The sequence below is a fragment of the Paenibacillus baimaensis genome, assembly GCF_025567575.1.
Genome location: NZ_JAOQIO010000113.1, coordinates 78,369 through 96,852, shown reverse-complemented (window position 1 = coordinate 96,852; position 18,484 = coordinate 78,369). Strand labels below are relative to the sequence as shown.

Sequence of the window (18,484 nt, the reverse complement as noted above, 5' to 3'; positions counted from 1 at the left end):
AACTAATTTCCCTCGGGGATTAGCATACATGTAGGAGATTGAAAGGGAGATGTGGATCGCATGTTAAAAAAAATGACTTCGATGCTTACTTTGGGGGCAATTGGTTTCTCCGTTTTGACAGGCTGCGGGAGTGGCGATACTGCGGCGAATAGTGGTACTGCCAGCACTCCAGCCAGCAGCAAGCCTGCGGACACCGCCAAACCAGCCGATCCGGCCAAGCCCGCTGACAATGTGAAGATCACCTTCTGGGATGAGAACGCCGGGCCGGACCGAACACCTTATTTGCAGGAAATAATTAAGCGCTTTCAAGCTAAAAACCCAAACATCACCGTCGAATACGTCGGGATTCCCAGCACCTCAGCCAAACAGAAATACGATGTCGCTATCGCCTCCAACGATACACCGGATATCGCTGGCGTCAATAATATATGGATTTCTGACTTTGCCGCCAAGGGGGTACTGCTTGCCCTCGACCCTTACTTCGATAAATGGAGTGACAAAGATAAAATCACCAAGAGTTTGATCGATTACAACCGTACTCTGGTACCTGACAAAAAGCTGTATCAAATTCCCGGCACGATGTATATGGATGTGTTCTGGTACCGGAGTGACTGGATTAAAGAAGCCGGACTGAATCCGCCTACAACCTGGGATGACTATTTCAAGGATGTCGAGAAGCTGACCGATGCCAGCAAGAACCGGTTCGGTTATACGATTCGCGGCGGTGTAGGCAGTATTAACCAGCTGACAACCGCGATGTACGCCTATTCCGGTGTGGAGCGTTATTTTAACGATAAGGGTAAAGCAACGGTCAACGATCCGAAGAACCTTGAATTCCTCAAAAAATATGTGGGCATGTATAAGAAATATACACCAACGAGCGATATTACGAACGCCTACAAGGAAATGGTCGCTACGTTCGATACCGGAACAGCTGCCATTGTTCAGCATAATTTTGGTTCCTACAACAACCATGTGCAATCGATTGGTGAAGGCAAATTCGCAGCGACGATCCTGCCCAAATCCAGCACTGGCAAAACTATAGTAGCCCCAAGCGCTAACGGCTACGGAATTTTCAAAAACAGCAAGCATCCGGAAGAAACGTGGGAATTTTTCAAATTCATCCTTTCCAGTGAATCGCAAGCCTATTGGAATGAAAAAATCGGACAAATGCCAATCCATGCAGATGCGCTGCAAAGCGACTATGTGAAGAAATCACAGCATATCCAGGACGGTGCCAAGGTCATGGCCGATAAAGATACGGTCGTGCTGGACGTACCGATCTACCTACCCGATTACAGCAGCATCCTGGCTCAGACACTGGAGCCTAACTTCCAGAAGGTGATGTCCGGGTCCATGACGGCGGAAGCCTTCCTCGATGGATGGGCCAGCGCGATGGAGAAGGCCAAAGCGGAATACGATAAGAGTATTAAAAAATAGTCTGCTTCTTTTCCGGCCATGCTCAGCAATTAAGGATACATGTCAAAAAAAATAAGCTGAATGCTGCCAAGCCAACCTTTTGGAACAGCGCTGCAACTCCCTTCTCCCGGGTAGATGTCGACGTTGTTCTACGGCTTGGTTGTTTTTCCCATTTTAAACCCTCTATTTAATCAGGCCTTATGCTATCATGAAACCATGGGGGGATTAGCCTTGTCGTTCATTCGCAACCGTTCACTGAAATCATCCATTTTGCGATTATTTATCCCGATTATGACATTGTTCGTCTTTATTACCGGCTTGTTCTCGTACCTGCTCGCTTCCGACCAACTGCAGCAAAATGCATTTACGAGTATTTCCGATACCGTATCGCAAACCCAAAGCTTTTTGAACGATAAACTAACGGATGTGGTTACCAGTCTGACTATTCTTGACAGCGATTCCGATTTATCCGATATTACGATACGTACTCAGAACCCCGAATACCAGCTGCACTCTGATGATTATTTATTGTTGAACAAAGCACTGAACCGTGCTTTTCCCGACCGTGCCTTGATCGACTCGACTCTGCTCTATTACAATTATGACCGCCCTGCATTTTACAGAAAGGATGATCTGACCGTACAGGTCGGAATTTCTCTTGAGCCTTACAAGCTTCGGCAGGCAACCGATCCCACCTCCGTGATCCATTGGCTGACCCTGCATACCGATCCGGTTGCGGCATCGTTAAATAAAAATTACAACGGCAAGGTCGTCAGCCTGTATAAGCTGCTCGGTAAAGACGTAGATCACAGCAAAGGCATTATTCTTTTTAATATCAAGGACTCCTTTTTCAAGACGATCCTGACTACGCCAACTATCAGTAATAATGGCTATCTCTGTCTCGTGAGCGAGGACGGTTTGATCTCCTACAAAAAAATTGCCGACAAATACGATATCAAGGATGCCGATCTGCAGCCTCAAATCCTGCAAACGAAGCAGCCGTCTGGACAAATGACCATAACCAACGAATACGGCAAAGAAATGCTGGTCGTCTATGATACACTCCGAATCAACAGATGGAAAATCGCCGCCGTTATTCCAAAGGAAGAGCTGCTGGACAAGGTCAGCTATATCAAATACCTCAGCTTGGCAGTCATGTCCATTTTGTTCGTGATCGTGGTCCTCTTTTCCAACGTCATGGCCAACTATATAACGAAGCCGATTATTCAATTAACCCGCAAAATCAATACAATCGAAGAAGGCCACCTCGATATCGAATTCAAGGAATATCCGAACAATGAAATTGGCGTGCTCAACCGCGGCATGCGCGATATGCTCAAGCGGATCCAGCAGTTGCTTGTCCAGGTTGAGGAAGAACAGGAAAAGAAACGCTCAGCTGAGCTGGCAGCGCTGCAATTTCAGATTCGGCCACATTTTTTATACAATACGCTTTATTCCATCAAGCATCTGATCGAAATGGACGAAAAAAAAGAAGCCAGTCAAATGGTGTCAGCGCTCGCCGATTTTTTCCGTATCTCGATCAGCAAAGGCAGTGAAATTATTCCCGTATCTCAGGAAATTGAGCATATCAACCATTATTTTACGATACAGCAAATGCGTTATGGCGACAGCTTTACGTACAGCATTGAGATCGACCCTGAGCTGCTCGATTTTAAAATGGTCAAGCTGACGCTGCAGCCGCTCGTTGAAAACGCGATCTATCACGGTATGAAGCAGATCCGCAAGAAAGGTCACATTCGCATTGTCGGTACGATCCTTGGCGAGAATGGTGTCATTCGTGTAGAGGACAACGGACCGGGAATGTCGGCTGAGCAGCTGGCACACATCAAGCGTGCGCTGCAGGAGGTCATGATGAAGGGCGAAGAAGCTGTCGGCTTTGGCGTGTGCAACGTGCATAAGCGGCTGCAGCTGAATTACGGCACGTCCTGTGGCCTTAGCTATGAGAGCAGCCCCGAGACAGGGACCGTAGCTATCGTCACATTTAGAAAGCAGTAGCTTTCAGATAGGAGGCTCGCGAACCCCACATGTACAAAGTAGCCATCATCGATGACGAAGTCATCATTATTCGCGGTTTAAGCAAAAATATCGATTGGCAGGGGAACGGCTTCGAGCTGGTCGGTTCCGCATCCGATGGTGAGGAAGGCTTGAAGCTCATTGCCGAGCAGCGGCCTCATCTCATTATTACCGATATCCGCATGCCCTTCGTCGACGGCTTTGAGCTGACCGAGCAGGTTGTGAGGAATTACCCGGACACCAAAATTATTATGCTGACAAGCTATGACGATTTTGAATTTGCCAAGCGAGCGCTGCAGCTGAAGGTATTCGACTATTTACTGAAACCCGTTGACAGTGATAAATTGCTGGAAACCGCCAAACGGGCAATGAAGGAGCGTGAATATGAGTGCACCATGAAGCAAAAAGTCGTCGAGGGCATGCCGCTTTTGAAGCAGCGCTTTCTCGAAAAGCTGATCGACGGAAAGCTAACGCCCAAGGAGATTGGTTCCGGAAGCGACTTTCTCGATCTTCAGCTTGCGGCCTCACACTACGCAGTGATTCTGCTGAAGGCTGATGACTACAGCTATCCTGAATACCAGAACCGTTTCGGCAAAGAGGTACTTAAATATTGTGTACTCAACGTGTCCGAGGAAACGCTGGCCAACTTGGGCAGGGGGCTTGTGTTTAATTCCTTTGAGGATGAAGTGGTGCTCATTGTTTGCACCGAAGGTGGACAGGAAGAGGCCGAGCAGCATGCCTATGAGATTGCGGAGACCATTCGCGGCAATGTAGAGAAGTTTTTGAAAACCACTGTAACCGCAGGTATAGGGTCCGCTTATGGGCAGGCTGCAGAAATTGCATTTTCTTATCAAGGCGCACGTTCTGCACTTGAATTTCGGCATATAGTAGGAACCAATCGTGTCCTGACCGTAGCCGATACCGGCGATGCTCCACATAAGGAATCTGTTGAATTGAACGTTCTGGAAAAGGAATTGGCCGTTAAGGTCAAGCTTGGCTTGGAGGGAGAGGCGCTTGCCTTATTGAGCAGCATGGAGCAGGCGATTATCAAGAGCCACACGGTTTCCTTATCCCGAATGCGGCTGATTGGTGTAGAGATTACGGTACTGCTGTATAAGGAATTAGAGGAACAGGCCAAGCAATTGGATGATTTCTATGCCGTTTACACCAAGCAGCAGCAGATGCAAACGGTCTATGAAATCTTTGCCTCTATACGCCAGCTTGTCATCGAGCTCGTCACCATCGTCAACGATCAGCGTGACCACCAGATGAAGAAGGTTATCCATCGTGCCGTTGCCTACATGGAGCTTCATTATGATCAAGAGGGGCTGTCTCTCCAGGATGTGTCCAGTGTTGTACACATCAGCCCCACCTATTTAAGCATCATTTTCAAAAAGGAAAAGAACATTAATTTCAGCGATTTCCTTTACCAGCTACGGATGAATAAAGCGATGGAGCTACTGCGGATGTCCGATCTCAAGTCGTATGAGGTCGCCGAAAAGGTTGGTTACCGCAACCCGCAATATTTTAGCGTCTGCTTTAAGAAATATACCGGCATATCCCCTTCGGAATTTAAGCAGGTGAAGAGTTAAGACTCCGCCTGCCTGATAGAATAACTGATACTCGTAAACGGCCCAACGGGCTTTGTCAGCGAATGGATTGCTATCTCGGGGCTCTTGAGGAAATTGTACACTATACCATCAACGATACCTTTGGGTGAAACCAGCCTTGTATCAGCTTTGATGAGTCCTATAAATGTTGAGCGCCTGCTCCATTCTTTGCAAGTAGGACGGGCTATCATCGGAACAAATAAATTGTACATCGGCACAGCCCGTGTTCTCAAGCAAGGAGTGGCTGACTAACAGCTCAGCCAGATGGTTCACCGTTCCGCTGCTTCCGTCGATAATTTGAATATGCTTGGGAAGCAGCTTCCGCAAAATCTGTCTATAGAAGGGATAATGCGTACAGCCTAATACTAACGTTCCATAGTTATTCAGATCATAGGGTGCAAACTTGGCAGAGAAATAGTCAGTCATCACGGCCTCATCAAACTGCAGCGACTCGCAATATTGGACCAGTTCAGGCAGCGGCAATGAATCCACAATGCTGAGATCGTCTATACGGTTCACTAACTCGATATATTTGGACTCCCGCAGTGTCAGCGGCGTCGCCAGCACCAGCACACGCCTTCCGTTCACACGGCTCAGCTGTACAGCCGGCTTTACGGCCGGCTCCATACCAATAATGGGTATCGAGGTGTAGACGCTTCTAAGCTCTGATATCGCAATGCTTGTCGCTGTGTTACAGGCGATAACCAGCGCTTTAATATCCAGCTGCATCATCCTGTCGACCGCTTCAAAAATATACTGTTTAACCTCATGCTTCGGCTTCGTTCCGTATGGAACATGAAGCGTATCTGCGTAATAGTAAAAATCCTCTTGGGGAAAGCGTCTCATGCCTTCATGCAGAACCGTGATACCGCCTAATCCCGAATCAAAAAAAGCTATTCTCATCTCTCCACCTGATTCGTTTAAGAATATAATTGTTTTTGGAACACTAAATTACATTATACCCCTATTGTCAGGAAAGCCAATAGACACTGCACAAATCAAGCTGCTGTTTAAACCATAAGGATGATTTCGTCATTGCTCCTCCGCTTCAGCTTATGCTTAACGACTTGCGGACAGCACATACACCTTCACATTCCGTTTCACACCAAAATTGACGGCTTCTCCTAAATCATTCATATACACATCAATTCGGGCGCCGCGTACCGCTGATCCCGTGTCTTCAGCCGTTCGAATACCGACTCCATCAATGAACACCTCAGTGCCAATCGGGATCACAGCCGGGTCTACAGCGATGGTTCGCCCTTCCTCGGCTTTACTTCCGCTAAAGGTAATGCCGTATTCAGGATGGCCCTCGGACTTGCCTGTAGACTCCGCACCTGCCGTATAAGCCGTTAAGGTTGAATTCATCACCTGACTGATCACCTTGGGTTGATCATCCGGCAATGGGATCACAGCTTCAGCGGATGGTATATGCAGTTGCTGACCTACAATGAGAAGCTGTGAGGGTTCCAGCTGATTTTCCATTGCCAGGGTTTCCACCGAATTACCAAACTGCTGCGCAATATGCTCAAGGGTATCTCCCTCATTGACCTGATACATGATTCGTTTCGGTGCTATGGGCCGCATACCCACATTCAGTTCAGACTTTGGGCTTGGCTCCCAAACGGGACCTTGAACAGGTAGATCAGGCTTGGAATCAGGTACAGCCAACGAAGCAGCGTTCAGCTCCCAGATGCCGCTGGCATGAGAATGAAAGTCCAATTTCCATCCCAGTAAGATAAATAATATGAGAACATACAGTGACTTTATATTTCTTTGATACATACGAATGGTTCCTCCTTGGGGCAAACAAAATAGTAAATCATATAAGTTCAGACTTACTAGACTACAGTTACCCCAATTCATTAGCTATAAACCTTCCTAATTATGTAAAACGAATGTTATGCACACATAAAAACCGCTGTTTGTTCGACTTCTCCACAGTTATCCACAAAATTATCCACAATTTGTACACACCCTGTCACAAGTACATCCATGTATCGCCAAGATCAGCTATTTGCTTCTGAACCATGACAAGATGTTTTTAAAATGGTAAAATGGTCCTGCATCAAGGAAACGAAATAATTATTAAATGAGAGTTACAAGTCATAAATCTTAGGTGAGGCTGCTAAGCAGTTATTAAGAGAGATAGTTTTTCAAGTATGGCTTTGTTCGTATATATCACACAGTCCTGTAAGCGTATTCGCAACCACCATCAATATCGCATTGGCATTCATCTAGACGTGGAGGAATAGTAGACATGGAAACAAATCCTATGGACAGATTTAGTCATACAAACATCGAGAAAAGGCTGTATGAAATTGAGGAATTATTCAGATTAATTACCGAGAACACCTACGATGTAATCTCTTACTATACACCGGATGGATTGTGCAAATATATCTCTCCTGCTGTTCACACTTTACTTGGTTATGAAACTTCAGAGCTTATCGGAACAAGAACATTTGATTGTGTTCACCCCGATGATAGGAAAGCGCTGCAAGCCTATGATGTCAACAAGGAGAGTGGCTTACTCATCTTCCGGTTTCGTCATAAGCATGGCAATTATGTGTGGTTTGAATCCTCTTTTAAAAGTATTAAAAATGAGGAAGGCGATCTTCAGTACATAATAAGCATCGGAAGGGACATCACTAAACGAAAAGAGGCGGAAGAGGAGCTGCGCCAAAGTGAGGAGCGCTTTCGGAGATCTTTTGACCATGCACCTATCGGGATGGCGATTGTCGATTTAAACGGAAAGTGTCTCAAGGTGAATCGAACCCTCTGCAGCATCATCGGTTATTCCAAGCAGGAATTACTGGAACTAGGTCTTAAGGATATTACACATCCGGACGATTTAGAAACAGACTTAAATTCGATGGATCGACTTAAAAACCGAATCGCTTGCCATTATTTTTTGGAAAAAAGATACATACATAAGCAAGGATCGATCGTATGGGCATTACTCGGCGTATCACTGGTTCACAATGAAGCGGGAAAACCTTTATATTTTATTTCACAAATTGAAGACATCACAGATAAAAAGAAATTAGAACAGCTGAGAGAGCAGCAGAATGAACTGTTGGACAGAACGGACAAGCTATCTACAATCGGTCAGTTCGCGGCAAGTATTGCACATGAAATCAGAAATCCGCTAACGACCATTCGCGGGTTTATTCAGCTGCTCAGTGAAAAACACACCTCAGATCCACAAGGCTATTATCCTATCATTCTGGATGAGCTAGATAGGGCTAATGAGATCATCAGCGACTTCCTGGCGCTGTCCAAAAACCGTACGATTGAGAGAAAGATGTGCAATCTTAACGATATTATCCATACACTCTATCCGATCCTATCGGCAGAGGCCAATCTGCAAGGACATACGATGGTGCTCGACCTGGACGAATCGATAAGTGACCTGCTTCTGGACGATAAGGAGATTAAGCAGCTGCTTCTGAATATCATACGTAATGGAATGGAAGCGATGGATGTGAGTGGAACCCTCACCATCGTCACTAGGGAGAATGAGAGTAAGGTTGCTTTACAAATTTCAGATACGGGATGCGGCATACCAGAAGCCAAAATGGCTCAGTTATTTGAACCCTTTTATACGACTAAGGAGAAAGGCACGGGACTTGGTTTAGCGGTTTGTTTAACTATTGTGGAAAAGCATGGCGGTACCTTGACTTTACAATCCGAAGAGAACCACGGAACTGTGGTTCTCATTACTTTGTAGACGATGAGATGAATGAAGGACTCCATTCAATATCCTGGGAGCGCAAAAAAAAGACCATGTTTTCTACAATGTAGAAGGATGGTCTTTAGGTGTATCTACGTCCAGCATACTATTTCAATGCTTTAAGCTTTATTAACCCTGGCCTACCCACTCTTTACCAGCCGCTACCTCGTTCCAACGCGCACGTATCGATAGCAATTGTGCATTCGTGAGAACTCCTTTATCAGCGAGAGCGGCATTTTGCAGCCAACGGTCAGGCTTGGTCGTGCCGACAATAGCAGTGGCCACCGCTGGCTGACTTAATGTAAACCGCAGTGCTTGTTCGATCCCCTCTGCTGCGTCCTGCTTCAAGAAATCGTAATTTAGCTGCTGCAGCCGCTCCCAATACGTATGGTGATAGGCCTCCTTGGGCTTTTCACTGCCGGACATCCATGCCGCATTCGCTATCGGCCGTTTGGCCACAACGCCTACCTGTCTGACCACGGCTTCTGGCAGCGTTAGCTCAATAGCCTGTTGATCCGCGATATTGACTGAGGTTTGCAGACTGTCGAAGGCTCCGCACTGGAGTGCATACAATGCCGCCTGTCCATCACCACTGTAACCGATATAACGGGTTTTCCCTGCTTCCTGTGCACGCTGTAAGACGGCAATGACTTCACCATCGCGTAATATCGCCTCGGAGCAGCTGTGCAAATGAATCAGATCCACATAATCCGTTTGCAACCGTTGTAAGCTGCGGTCGATGCTGTCGGCCAGCATCCTGGGGTCCCAATCCTTGGCGTCGAAGCCTGAGGCATGCCCGCATTTGGTAAATAAATAGTAGTCATTTCTGCGATGCTTGACCGCTTGGCCGATAAGCTCCTCACTGGATTTATAGCATTCTGCAGTGTCGATTACATTCAATCCTGCGTCCAATGCGCTGCCGAGCAGCCGCTCCACCGTGGATAGGGAAGCCTGCTGATAGCCGATTTCTGCACCGCCAAAGCCCAACACGCTAACAAACATATCTGTTTTGCCGAATCTTCTTTTTTCCATAGAAGTCATCTCTCCGTTTCAGATTAGTTAGATATTGATTTGCTGTCGGCACTTTGTGGTACTGGCTTTTGCCTTAATAAATAGTGAGTCAACACCGCAGATGCACAGCCAAGTGCCCCTATAATGACAAAGCCTTCCTTTAACGTCAGCCAATCACCTGCAACCCCCATAAAAAACGGCCCGACGAACATCCCAAATCCGTAAATGGCCTGATAAAATCCCATTGCCGTCGCGCGCTTATCCGGATGCATATGCTTGATGCTGAGTGACATCAAAATGGGTGTCGCCAAACCTCTGCCAAATCCGGCAATCGCTTGTGTGAAGATCAGCCACCCCAAATCCGACGTAAACGGAATCATCATGCTGAAAACCCCGTTAAGCACGAAACCGAAAATAATAATCGATCGATCCCCGAACTTTTGCGCCAGATGGCGTCCTCCTACCCATGCAGCTACAGCCGTTGGAAACGTAGAAAAGAACGTCAGCAGCCCCATATCGAGCTTCGTTGCATGAAGCGACTGGGCGTACACCGGTGTAAAACCGAAAACGGTTGCAAAGGTCAAAATTTGAAATAAAATGGCGAGCGACGAAACGACCAGCAGTGTGCGGTCACTTGCGACCTCCATGACGCCGCGGGCGGTAATCTTTTGTGCGTTATCATCAAACTTCTCAATGAGAAAGAAAGATCCGGCCATACCGATCATTCCGACAACCGCACCTATCAGGAATGACGATTCCCAGCCGTACGTGTCAGCAAACCAGCCACCGCACAAGATGCCGAGCATTTGCCCCAATGTGTTATAGACGCTGATCGTACCAATTGCCTTGGTCGTTTCATCCTTCTTGTAATAGCTGGTAAACAGGATTGTAAAATCAACCCAGGTCGCAGCCGCTGCGCCCGCCAATGCACGCAGGATCAAAATCCAGGTCACACTGTTAGTCACCAGAATACCTGCCCCTGCCAGCACCGAGAATAAGAGCCCAAATGTAATAAACAGCTTTCTTTTGTGAAATCGGTCGGACATAATCCCTACTGGGATACGCAGCAGCATTTGGCTGAAGCCGTACATACCGACAATCAGGCCGGCCATTTTATGCGAGGCACCTAGCTCCTCCACATAGGCTGTCAATATCGGCACACAGGTGTACATCGAAAACCAGAATAATAACGTCACGGCACAAAACAAGGGAATACGGTAAGAACGTGGGGCAGCTGCCGAAGTCATGCGGTCTCCTTTCGGTAAAGCTATGATCTATTACCTCGAATCATACCTAATATAACCGATGGAAGGAAGAGCTGAAATAATGATCAGTTGGTATGGATAATATTGCAAGTTACGCATGGGTAACTATGAATTGACTACATCATGCACTTGGGCAATTACATATCGGGTGTGAGGGGTATTGGAAAGGACTTGATACAGAAGGCGTAGTATAACGGCGGGTGGATAGCAGAGGATTTTTTTCAAATAAGCATTTATGTAAATATAGCTGAAAGTAAGTCTAATATGGAAATATTTATACAAGGAGTCATAGGCGTAAGCCCATCCATAGCCGGTTATATTTTAACACCGCTTATGCTGTCTGCAGCCGTTACCTCCACGTTAAGCGGACGGTTAATGAGCAAAGCTTCGTATCGGGTGATTCTCGTCCCCAGTCTGATCCTGATGGCAATCGGGTTCCTTTTGCTGAGTCATATGCATCTGGAAACGACACGATTGGAGATCGTACTGTATATGATTGTAACCGGGCTTGGTATGGGAGCTATATATCCGGTGCTTGGAACATCTGCACAAAATGCCGTTGTACCCGCACTGCGCGGAGTTGAACCATCATCCTCGCAATTTTTCAGATCCATTGGAGGAACCATCGGTGTCAGCGTGCTCGGAGTGCTGCTTACTCAGCAAATGGCTGCAGGATTGGGCACATTAAGCCCGTCCATGACTGGCACTACTGCGGAACAGCTTCAGCACTTTACTGATCCGCAGGTGCTTCTAGACTCCAATTCACGAGCTGCATTACCTGCTGAAATTCTGCACACACCAAAGTCGGTCACAACCAAGCAGAACTTAACGCAATAGCAACTACAATTCATCCCTCTATCCGTTTCACTGCGGGGGGTTAGCACCCGGTGCTGGCAGCCAGTGAAATGGAGTTGTATCGAAAAACAGATCCGGATTGACCGGCACATTATGAGCCCAAAATGTAAAGTGAAGATGCGGTCCGGTGGAGAAACCCGTAGTGCCTACAAGTCCGATGATATCCCCTTGCTTCACATGATCCCCAGCCTTCACGCGGAGCTCGGACAAATGCGCATATTGCGAAAACAAGCCCATGCCATGATCGATGTAAATCGAGTTTCCTGTTAAATAGAGCAGCTCCGACAAGGCAACTATGCCATCATTCGTCGCTTTGATCGGCGTACCCTCCTTGGCTGCGAGATCTAGCGCGCGATGACTGCTATCGAATTTCCCATTCACATAACGGGTATAGCCATAGGGTGTTGTTAAAATCCCTTCTATCGGCTTAATAAAGTTCGTGCTGAACAGAAACTCGCCTTGAGACTCACTCCGTGCTTTATCGATTTTCTTCTGATCCTCATCAATACGTTTGGTTTCCTGCTTCATGGTTTCCATTTGCTTGGTGACCTGCAGGTATTGAGTTTGGAACTTTTTGGCCTTGATGGTTAGCATGCTGTCACCAATCGGGTAGCTGCCCGGCTTGATCGCAAGCGACATCGGCAAATAAGTGAAATAGCCTGCACCGAAGGGCTCCAGCTTATAGGTCTTCCCTTCCCATGTGATTTCTCCCGGCTGTCCATGCCGTACGAGTACCACATCCCCTGGTGAGGCTGTTTCCGGCAGCACCGCCCACTGGGCCTCCATGGCCTTTTGTGCGGTTTCCTGCTCATTATAGAAAGCCGCCTCTTTCACAGCTGCCTGTATTCGCACACGCTCCGCATCCATTTCCTTGGCTATATCCGCAGTCACCTTAGGATGCCAGGTCGCACCCCCGTCAATCGTCACCCACAGCGGCGCCTCTGCATTCGTCCCATTCTCCAGCTGTACCCAACCTACATTGCGGGTCAGAAACTGCGATTTGAGCACCTTGTAATCTGTGGACTGTACATGTATGACAGACGGATTCTGCTCCTTGCCACTCATCCAGCTTACCGTCTCATCACTAACAACAACGGACTCTGAAGACAACACAGCATGAGTAGAAGAATCGGACGCAGACGTCAGCCAATGGACACCGCCATCCTTGGTAGTCATCATTCCATCGGTGTAACGGACCCAGCCCTGAGTCAAGTTATCCATGTGAAAATCGAGCAATTCCCGTTTCTTAACCTCGGCTTTGGGGTTAACCGCCGTAACGGAGCCGCTCGCATCTGGTGCCATTACCGGGGACCGAAACCATACTATGACAGCCGCACATACCAATACACTCAATACCCCTAAACCTATCCGATATCGGATTGAAGGCTTCCCGGCGGCACGCTTGTGTACGGCTTTTCTCTCAAGCTTCATCTTCGTTATCTCTCCTCACCTGCGGAAAAGGCTCTTCACCCGCTGTTTCCGATTTCCCTTCCTCTATATTACGATATTCCCATTTCGGTTGCCATGACTTCTTGTACAACCCTCATGAAGGTGCAAGCATATAAAAGTAGATTTTGTCAAGTATTTTTCATGAAAATAGTTTCAGTAAGTGAGAGAAATGGTTAAAAGTTGTATGTATCCATTACATTTCCTACCACTTGGCAGCTATTATAGATGATTACCATTAATGAAGAGGGGGGACTTACGATGCAAATCAACAATTCCCACAAATTACACAGCGGCAGCCTCTACTGGCCGACAACTTTGTCGCATGTACCCAGCTATCCGGCTTTACAAGGACATATCACGACCGAGGTTGCTATTATTGGGGGCGGCATCACAGGTGCATTATGTGCAGCTGTCCTGGCAAGAGCCGGCATTCCGGCCGTATTGGTTGAGAGTCAGCGTGTAGCTTCAGGAAGTACGGCCGCGAATACAGGGCTGCTGCAGTTTTCGAATGATAAAATGTTAAGCGAGCTTGCCGATAAAATTGGTGAAACGGACGCTGTCCAGTTTTATGGAGAATGTCGTAAAGCTTTAACCCGTCTGTACAAGCTCGCGGATGAAATCCCCTACGATACAGGATTTCATGTACGCAGCAGCTTGTACTGTGCCAGTACATCCAGCGATGTTCCGCGATTGTTCAAGGAATATTCGATGCTGCGAAAGCACGGCTTTCCTGTCGAATGGGGCTCACCGCATAATACAGGCCACCACCTGCCGATCCGTAAACCCGCCGCACTCGTGACACATGGGGATGCAGAAATCAATCCGATCCGATTTGCTCACGGTTTAATTGCCGAGGCTGCACATAAAGGCGCACATATCTATGAAAACACCGTAGTAGAGGGCGTCCAACGAATGGGTGACAAGTTCGTGATTACGACAGATTTTGGCGAAATTATCGCCAGTCGTGTTGTACGCGCCGTCAGCGATGTCCCGGGAATTGAAAGCTCCTCACGCATCAAGCCGATCCTCAAACGCTCCTATGCTCTGGTCACCCCTGCAAATTCACTACCCGCTTCGTGGCCTTACGATTGTATGATGTGGGAAACAGCACGTCCCTACTTTTATTTCCGGACCACACCCGATCGGAGAATTATTGCAGGCGGTATGGATGAGGATCAAGCCGATCCGGTATCCGAAGCAAACTATCTGCTTAATCGCACCAGGCTGCTGCTTGAAGAGCTTAGGGGACTATTTCCCGATAAACAATGGGAGGCTGAGTACGCTTGGTGTGGAACCTTCGGCGAATCGTCGGATGATCTTCCTTTTCTCGGAGAAACTTCCGAGCAGCCCGGAATTTTTCATGCGTTGTCCTGCGGAGGCAATGGCACGGTCTACAGTATGATCGCTGCAGAGATGCTGCGTAACCGCATCTTAGGGCTGGAGCAACCTATGCTTGCTCTGCTCTCACCTGAACGTCCTCCCCATCCAAACAGCTCTGCCGTCAATACCATTTAAACACAAGTCACAAAAAGCTGGCTTTCACATTCATCCGAGACATGCCGTATCCGGCATCGTCTCTTTTTTATGTTAGTTAATCAACCACTTTGCAGCACTTTCTGCCATTATTAATTTATTTGAGAAAACAGAAAAATAACGGAGGATATAAGCGAAACATGTCGAATAAGTTCCAATATCTGTGAAATTTACTTACATCAACGATAGGTGGCTGCAGCTATGATCCAGACATTATTATCCAATTTGGCGCTCCTGACAACTTTTCTTTTTTTCTCCAGCCGATTATTCAAACTCCAACCAACAGCCCGATCCTCGTCGTTGTCCAATAAAGTCAAGGTCGGTGTCCTACATGGACTGTTCGGCGTTGTACTTATGTATTTTAGTGTGAGTGTTTCACCTCAGACATTTTTTGATTTCAGGAACAATACAATCGTCGTTTCTGCCTATTTTGGCGGCCTTTATTCTTCCCTGATAACGACGTTGATCATATCGATTGGACGCTTACTGCTGTTTGGAGGCATCAACCCTTCCTCCCTTATGGGGACATTCAACGCCCTAGTGGTTTCCTTCGTATCTGTACTGATTTTTCGAAAAGTAACCCATTATTGGAAGGCATGGTTAGGCTCGATTTCCTTAAATATGCTGCTTGCGATATCATCTGTCACTATCCTGTTACCCGCACAAAGCGCTGAAATATTGCCCTGTTATTTGCCTATGGTGTTAGCCAGCGGCCTGCTGGCGGCTTATTTGATCCGCTTTCTTGAAAAGTCCGATCAATTGCTCGTTACGGTTGAACAAAACGAACAACGCTACCGCAGCCTGTTTACGTTATATGATACGCTTCTCCATGCTGCACAAGATGTCGCCATTATCGCAACGGATACCAAAGGTATTATTCATCTCTACAACACAGGAGCACAACGACTTTTCGGGTATCAGGCGGAAGAGTTGATTGGCAAGCATACACCTTATGTACTGCACCTGCCATCCGAAATACAGGAGTACAGCGAGCAATTAAGTCGTCTGCACAAGCGTCCGATTGAAGGATTTGAGGTCCTGGTCGATTTCTCCCAACATTCGGACTCTCAACAAAAAGAATGGACCTACGTACGCAAAGACGGGAGCCACCTGCATGTCAATATGATTGTCAGCTCCATTAAAGATCAGGATCATCAAATTACCGGTTATCTGGGCATAGGTACGGATATTACGGAAAAGAAGCAGGCGGAGGAAAAACTGCTGGAGGCCAACCGTATTTTGCACCAGCTATCCATGATTGACGGGTTAACGGAAATTGCCAATCGACGATCCTTTGAGGAAAATTTGGAACGTGAGTGGAAAAGAGCGGAGCGCAGCTCGGAGGCGTTATCCTTAATTATGTTTGATATTGATTATTTCAAGCTGTATAACGATACCTATGGTCATCTGGGCGGTGATTTTTGCTTGAAACGGGTAGCTTCCATAGCCCAAAAATCACTTTACCGAAAGCCTGATTTTGTCGCGCGTTATGGCGGTGAAGAATTTGGAATTATTTTACCTCAAACGAATGGACAGGATGCCTTTCTGATCGCAGAGAGAATTAGAGAAGCGGTTGAAGCGGAAGCCATTCAGCATAAAGGCTCGTCGATAAAGAGCGTCGTGACAATTAGTGTTGGAGTAGCCACGATGATTCCTTATCCGCAGATGGACAAGGAATCATTGATCAGTAAGGCGGACAAGGCTCTGTATCAGGCTAAGCAGGAGGGGCGGAATCAGGTCAGAAGCTTCACTTAAGGCCTGTTCTTGACCTCCCTTATTCCGGGGATTGCGGTTGTGGTTGTTCTGCTGTCTCCGGCAATTTAACAGTAATGGTCGTTCCTGTCCCCAGCTTGCTCCCTACAGTAATCGCTCCTTGATGCATCTCTATAATCCTGTGCACGATAGATAAGCCCAGTCCGCTGCCGCTGACCGATCGGTTCCTTGATACATCCGCTTTAAAAAAACGTTCGAAGATTCGTGTCTGATCCTCTTCGGCAATCCCGATACCGGTATCGGAAATGCTGACTAGAACTTGATCCTGTTCCTTCTCCAAGCGAACCGTAATCGTACCGCCATCCGGTGTAAACTTGATACTGTTATACAATAAATTAACCCATACCTGACTCAACAGCTCCTCATCTGCGACAATCTCCATATCAACCAGCGATACGTCCATGTCGATCTTTTTGCTGAGCCATTGCGGCTCGCAGGCTAATACCAGATTGCGCAGCTGTTTATCAAGCCGATACCGCCCAGGGCTGTAAGGATAATGCTCAGATTCCAGCGAGGTCAGTTTCAGCAGGTTGTCGCTTAACCTGGATAAGCGCCTGCTCTCTGTCTCGATAATGTGCAAATAATGCCTTCTCGCATCCTCGCTAAGATGATCTTGCTGCAGCGCCTGCGCAAAGCCGTTGATGCTCGTAAGCGGTGATTGGATTTCGTGCGATACATTGGAGATAAATTCCTGGCGCATGGCCTCCATATGCTTTAATTGCTGCGCCATATGGTTGATGCTGTCGACGAACACTTCGAAGTGACCTTGATGGCGGCTCGTCTTGTCCAGACTGACATTAAAATTCCCTTGACTTATTTGCCTCATAGCCTCCATCACAACATGAATAAAGTGCATCTGCTTGGGCCTTGTTGTGAAGCCGATGATGAGAATAATAGATATCGCGAACATCGATCCCAGCGCCACGTTAATGAGCTGACTGATCAGGTCCGGTACCTCTATACCCCTATACGCATAAAACCAGGAGGTAATCGCATACGCCAGAGCACAACAGGACACCTCAGTCAGCAGTGCCACAAGCGTACCCAGCACGCCCTTTGCAAAATGCCGCAGCCTCTCCTTCTTCACCTTTCACCCTCCAGCCTGTACCCCAGCCCGCGGATCGTGCTGATTTTGAATAATGGATCCCCATCTGTAAATCGCTCTCTGATGCGGTTAATATGCACATCAAGTGTACGTTCGTTTCCTTGAAAATCGTAACCCCAAATGTCCTCGATCAGCTGCTCCCGTGACAAGGTTCGACCGGGATAGCTGGCCAGCTTGAACAGCAGCTCAAACTCCTTTAAGGGCAGCGTCAAAGCTTGATCTCCAAGCCTTACCTCGAACGTATGACGATTCATGTACAGCGTACCAATCTGCACCTCCTGGGAAGCCGCTACCCGGTACCGCTTCAAGAGCGCCTTCACCCTCGCTACAAGCTCGGCAGGCTCGAATGGCTTAACCAAATAATCGTCGGTTCCAAGCTCGAAGCCTTTCACCTTATGAGTCGTTTCACCTTTGGCGGTCAGCATTAAAAGCGGCATATCGTAGTGCTCCCTCAGCTCTCTGCACAGCTCCCAGCCATCCATATTCGGCATCATAATATCCAGAATCACCATATCCGCCTTGGCTCCCTCCAGCTTGAGGAGGGCTTCTCGCCCATCAGCGGCCTCCAGCACATCGAATCCTGCCCGCTGCAAAAACAGGCGCACCAGCTCGCGGATATGCGGATCATCATCAACAACTAATATCACAGGCATCGTGATACTCCTCCCTTGTCATCAGGCTCATCAGACACAGA

Annotated in this window: 14 protein-coding genes; 7 read left to right on the top strand and 7 right to left on the bottom strand. The window is 47.5% G+C overall.

The genetic code is table 11. The features are described from left to right. Positions 1 to 60 precede the first annotated feature (60 nt). The 3 genes from OB236_RS33600 to OB236_RS33590 all read left to right on the top strand — a co-directional run bounded on the left by OB236_RS33600 (position 61) and on the right by OB236_RS33590 (position 5,045). Entirely contained in the window at positions 61 to 1,440 is a 1,380-nt protein-coding gene (locus tag OB236_RS33600; RefSeq protein ID WP_262687939.1) for an ABC transporter substrate-binding protein, read from the top strand. A 210-nt stretch (positions 1,441 to 1,650) separates the two neighbouring features. Then, positions 1,651 to 3,435, top strand: a complete 1,785-nt coding sequence (locus tag OB236_RS33595; RefSeq protein WP_179097653.1) for a cache domain-containing sensor histidine kinase — start codon at positions 1,651 to 1,653, stop codon at positions 3,433 to 3,435. A gap of 29 nt (positions 3,436 to 3,464) precedes the next feature. Then, positions 3,465 to 5,045, top strand: a complete 1,581-nt coding sequence (locus OB236_RS33590; RefSeq protein ID WP_262687938.1) for a response regulator — start codon at positions 3,465 to 3,467, stop codon at positions 5,043 to 5,045. Between the two features lie 141 nt (positions 5,046 to 5,186). Here the strand turns inward: OB236_RS33590 and murI are convergent, their stop codons facing one another. Both murI and OB236_RS33580 read right to left on the bottom strand, forming a co-directional pair. Beyond that, positions 5,187 to 5,966, bottom strand: a complete 780-nt coding sequence (gene murI / locus OB236_RS33585; RefSeq protein WP_076235804.1) for a glutamate racemase — start codon at positions 5,964 to 5,966, stop codon at positions 5,187 to 5,189. 156 nt (positions 5,967 to 6,122) lie between these two features. Beyond that, positions 6,123 to 6,848: a 3D domain-containing protein gene (locus tag OB236_RS33580; RefSeq protein ID WP_262687937.1), complete on the bottom strand. Its 726-nt coding sequence runs from the start codon at positions 6,846 to 6,848 to the stop codon at positions 6,123 to 6,125. 475 nt (positions 6,849 to 7,323) lie between these two features. On the opposite strand from OB236_RS33580, the gene OB236_RS33575 reads away from it, so the two are divergent. Then, a complete protein-coding gene (locus OB236_RS33575) occupies positions 7,324 to 8,796 on the top strand; it encodes a PAS domain-containing sensor histidine kinase (RefSeq protein WP_262687935.1) in 1,473 nt (490 codons plus the stop codon). Between the two features lie 132 nt (positions 8,797 to 8,928). On the opposite strand, the gene OB236_RS33570 is transcribed toward OB236_RS33575, so the two are convergent. Further along, positions 8,929 to 9,831, bottom strand: a complete 903-nt coding sequence (locus OB236_RS33570) for an aldo/keto reductase (protein ID WP_262687933.1) — start codon at positions 9,829 to 9,831, stop codon at positions 8,929 to 8,931. Positions 9,832 to 9,854: 23 nt separating this feature from the next. Next, on the bottom strand, positions 9,855 to 11,057 hold the full coding sequence (locus tag OB236_RS33565; protein WP_076235808.1) for an MFS transporter: 1,203 nt from the start codon (positions 11,055 to 11,057) through the stop codon (positions 9,855 to 9,857). Between the two features lie 282 nt (positions 11,058 to 11,339). Here OB236_RS33565 and OB236_RS33560 point away from each other — a divergent pair, with 282 nt between their 5' ends. Then, a complete protein-coding gene (locus OB236_RS33560; protein WP_262687932.1) occupies positions 11,340 to 11,912 on the top strand; it encodes an MFS transporter in 573 nt (190 codons plus the stop codon). A gap of 27 nt (positions 11,913 to 11,939) precedes the next feature. Here the strand turns inward: OB236_RS33560 and OB236_RS39880 are convergent, their stop codons facing one another. Then, positions 11,940 to 13,361, bottom strand: a complete 1,422-nt coding sequence (locus tag OB236_RS39880; protein WP_317259406.1) for a M23 family metallopeptidase — start codon at positions 13,359 to 13,361, stop codon at positions 11,940 to 11,942. Positions 13,362 to 13,637: 276 nt separating this feature from the next. On the opposite strand from OB236_RS39880, the gene OB236_RS33550 reads away from it, so the two are divergent. Together OB236_RS33550 and OB236_RS33545 are read left to right on the top strand one after the other, a co-directional pair. Continuing rightward, a complete protein-coding gene (locus OB236_RS33550; protein WP_262687931.1) occupies positions 13,638 to 14,894 on the top strand; it encodes an NAD(P)/FAD-dependent oxidoreductase in 1,257 nt (418 codons plus the stop codon). Positions 14,895 to 15,113: 219 nt separating this feature from the next. Next, on the top strand, positions 15,114 to 16,667 hold the full coding sequence (locus OB236_RS33545; protein ID WP_262687929.1) for a diguanylate cyclase: 1,554 nt from the start codon (positions 15,114 to 15,116) through the stop codon (positions 16,665 to 16,667). A gap of 19 nt (positions 16,668 to 16,686) precedes the next feature. Here OB236_RS33545 and OB236_RS33540 read toward each other — a convergent pair whose 3' ends face one another. After that, positions 16,687 to 17,772, bottom strand: coding sequence for a sensor histidine kinase (locus tag OB236_RS33540; RefSeq protein WP_262687928.1), 1,086 nt, complete (start codon positions 17,770 to 17,772; stop codon positions 16,687 to 16,689). Further along, complete coding sequence (locus OB236_RS33535; RefSeq protein WP_076235814.1) at positions 17,769 to 18,443, bottom strand: response regulator transcription factor; 675 nt, start codon at positions 18,441 to 18,443, stop codon at positions 17,769 to 17,771. Before OB236_RS33535 ends, OB236_RS33540 begins: the two co-directional genes overlap by 4 nt. Positions 18,444 to 18,484 lie beyond the last annotated feature (41 nt).

What these genes read in the sequence shown, in the direction of transcription:
- OB236_RS39880 (WP_317259406.1), bottom strand. Translation starts at nt 13,361, where the DNA reads ATGAAGCTTGAGAGAAAAGCCGTACACAAGCGTGCCGCCGGGAAGCCT.
- OB236_RS33560 (WP_262687932.1), top strand. Translation starts at nt 11,340, where the DNA reads ATGGAAATATTTATACAAGGAGTCATAGGCGTAAGCCCATCCATAGCC.
- OB236_RS33600 (WP_262687939.1), top strand. Translation starts at nt 61, where the DNA reads ATGTTAAAAAAAATGACTTCGATGCTTACTTTGGGGGCAATTGGTTTC.
- OB236_RS33590 (WP_262687938.1), top strand. Translation starts at nt 3,465, where the DNA reads ATGTACAAAGTAGCCATCATCGATGACGAAGTCATCATTATTCGCGGT.
- OB236_RS33545 (WP_262687929.1), top strand. Translation starts at nt 15,114, where the DNA reads ATGATCCAGACATTATTATCCAATTTGGCGCTCCTGACAACTTTTCTT.
- OB236_RS33550 (WP_262687931.1), top strand. Translation starts at nt 13,638, where the DNA reads ATGCAAATCAACAATTCCCACAAATTACACAGCGGCAGCCTCTACTGG.
- OB236_RS33535 (WP_076235814.1), bottom strand. Translation starts at nt 18,443, where the DNA reads ATGCCTGTGATATTAGTTGTTGATGATGATCCGCATATCCGCGAGCTG.
- OB236_RS33570 (WP_262687933.1), bottom strand. Translation starts at nt 9,831, where the DNA reads ATGGAAAAAAGAAGATTCGGCAAAACAGATATGTTTGTTAGCGTGTTG.
- OB236_RS33565 (WP_076235808.1), bottom strand. Translation starts at nt 11,057, where the DNA reads ATGACTTCGGCAGCTGCCCCACGTTCTTACCGTATTCCCTTGTTTTGT.
- OB236_RS33575 (WP_262687935.1), top strand. Translation starts at nt 7,324, where the DNA reads ATGGAAACAAATCCTATGGACAGATTTAGTCATACAAACATCGAGAAA.
- murI (WP_076235804.1), bottom strand. Translation starts at nt 5,966, where the DNA reads ATGAGAATAGCTTTTTTTGATTCGGGATTAGGCGGTATCACGGTTCTG.
- OB236_RS33580 (WP_262687937.1), bottom strand. Translation starts at nt 6,848, where the DNA reads ATGTATCAAAGAAATATAAAGTCACTGTATGTTCTCATATTATTTATC.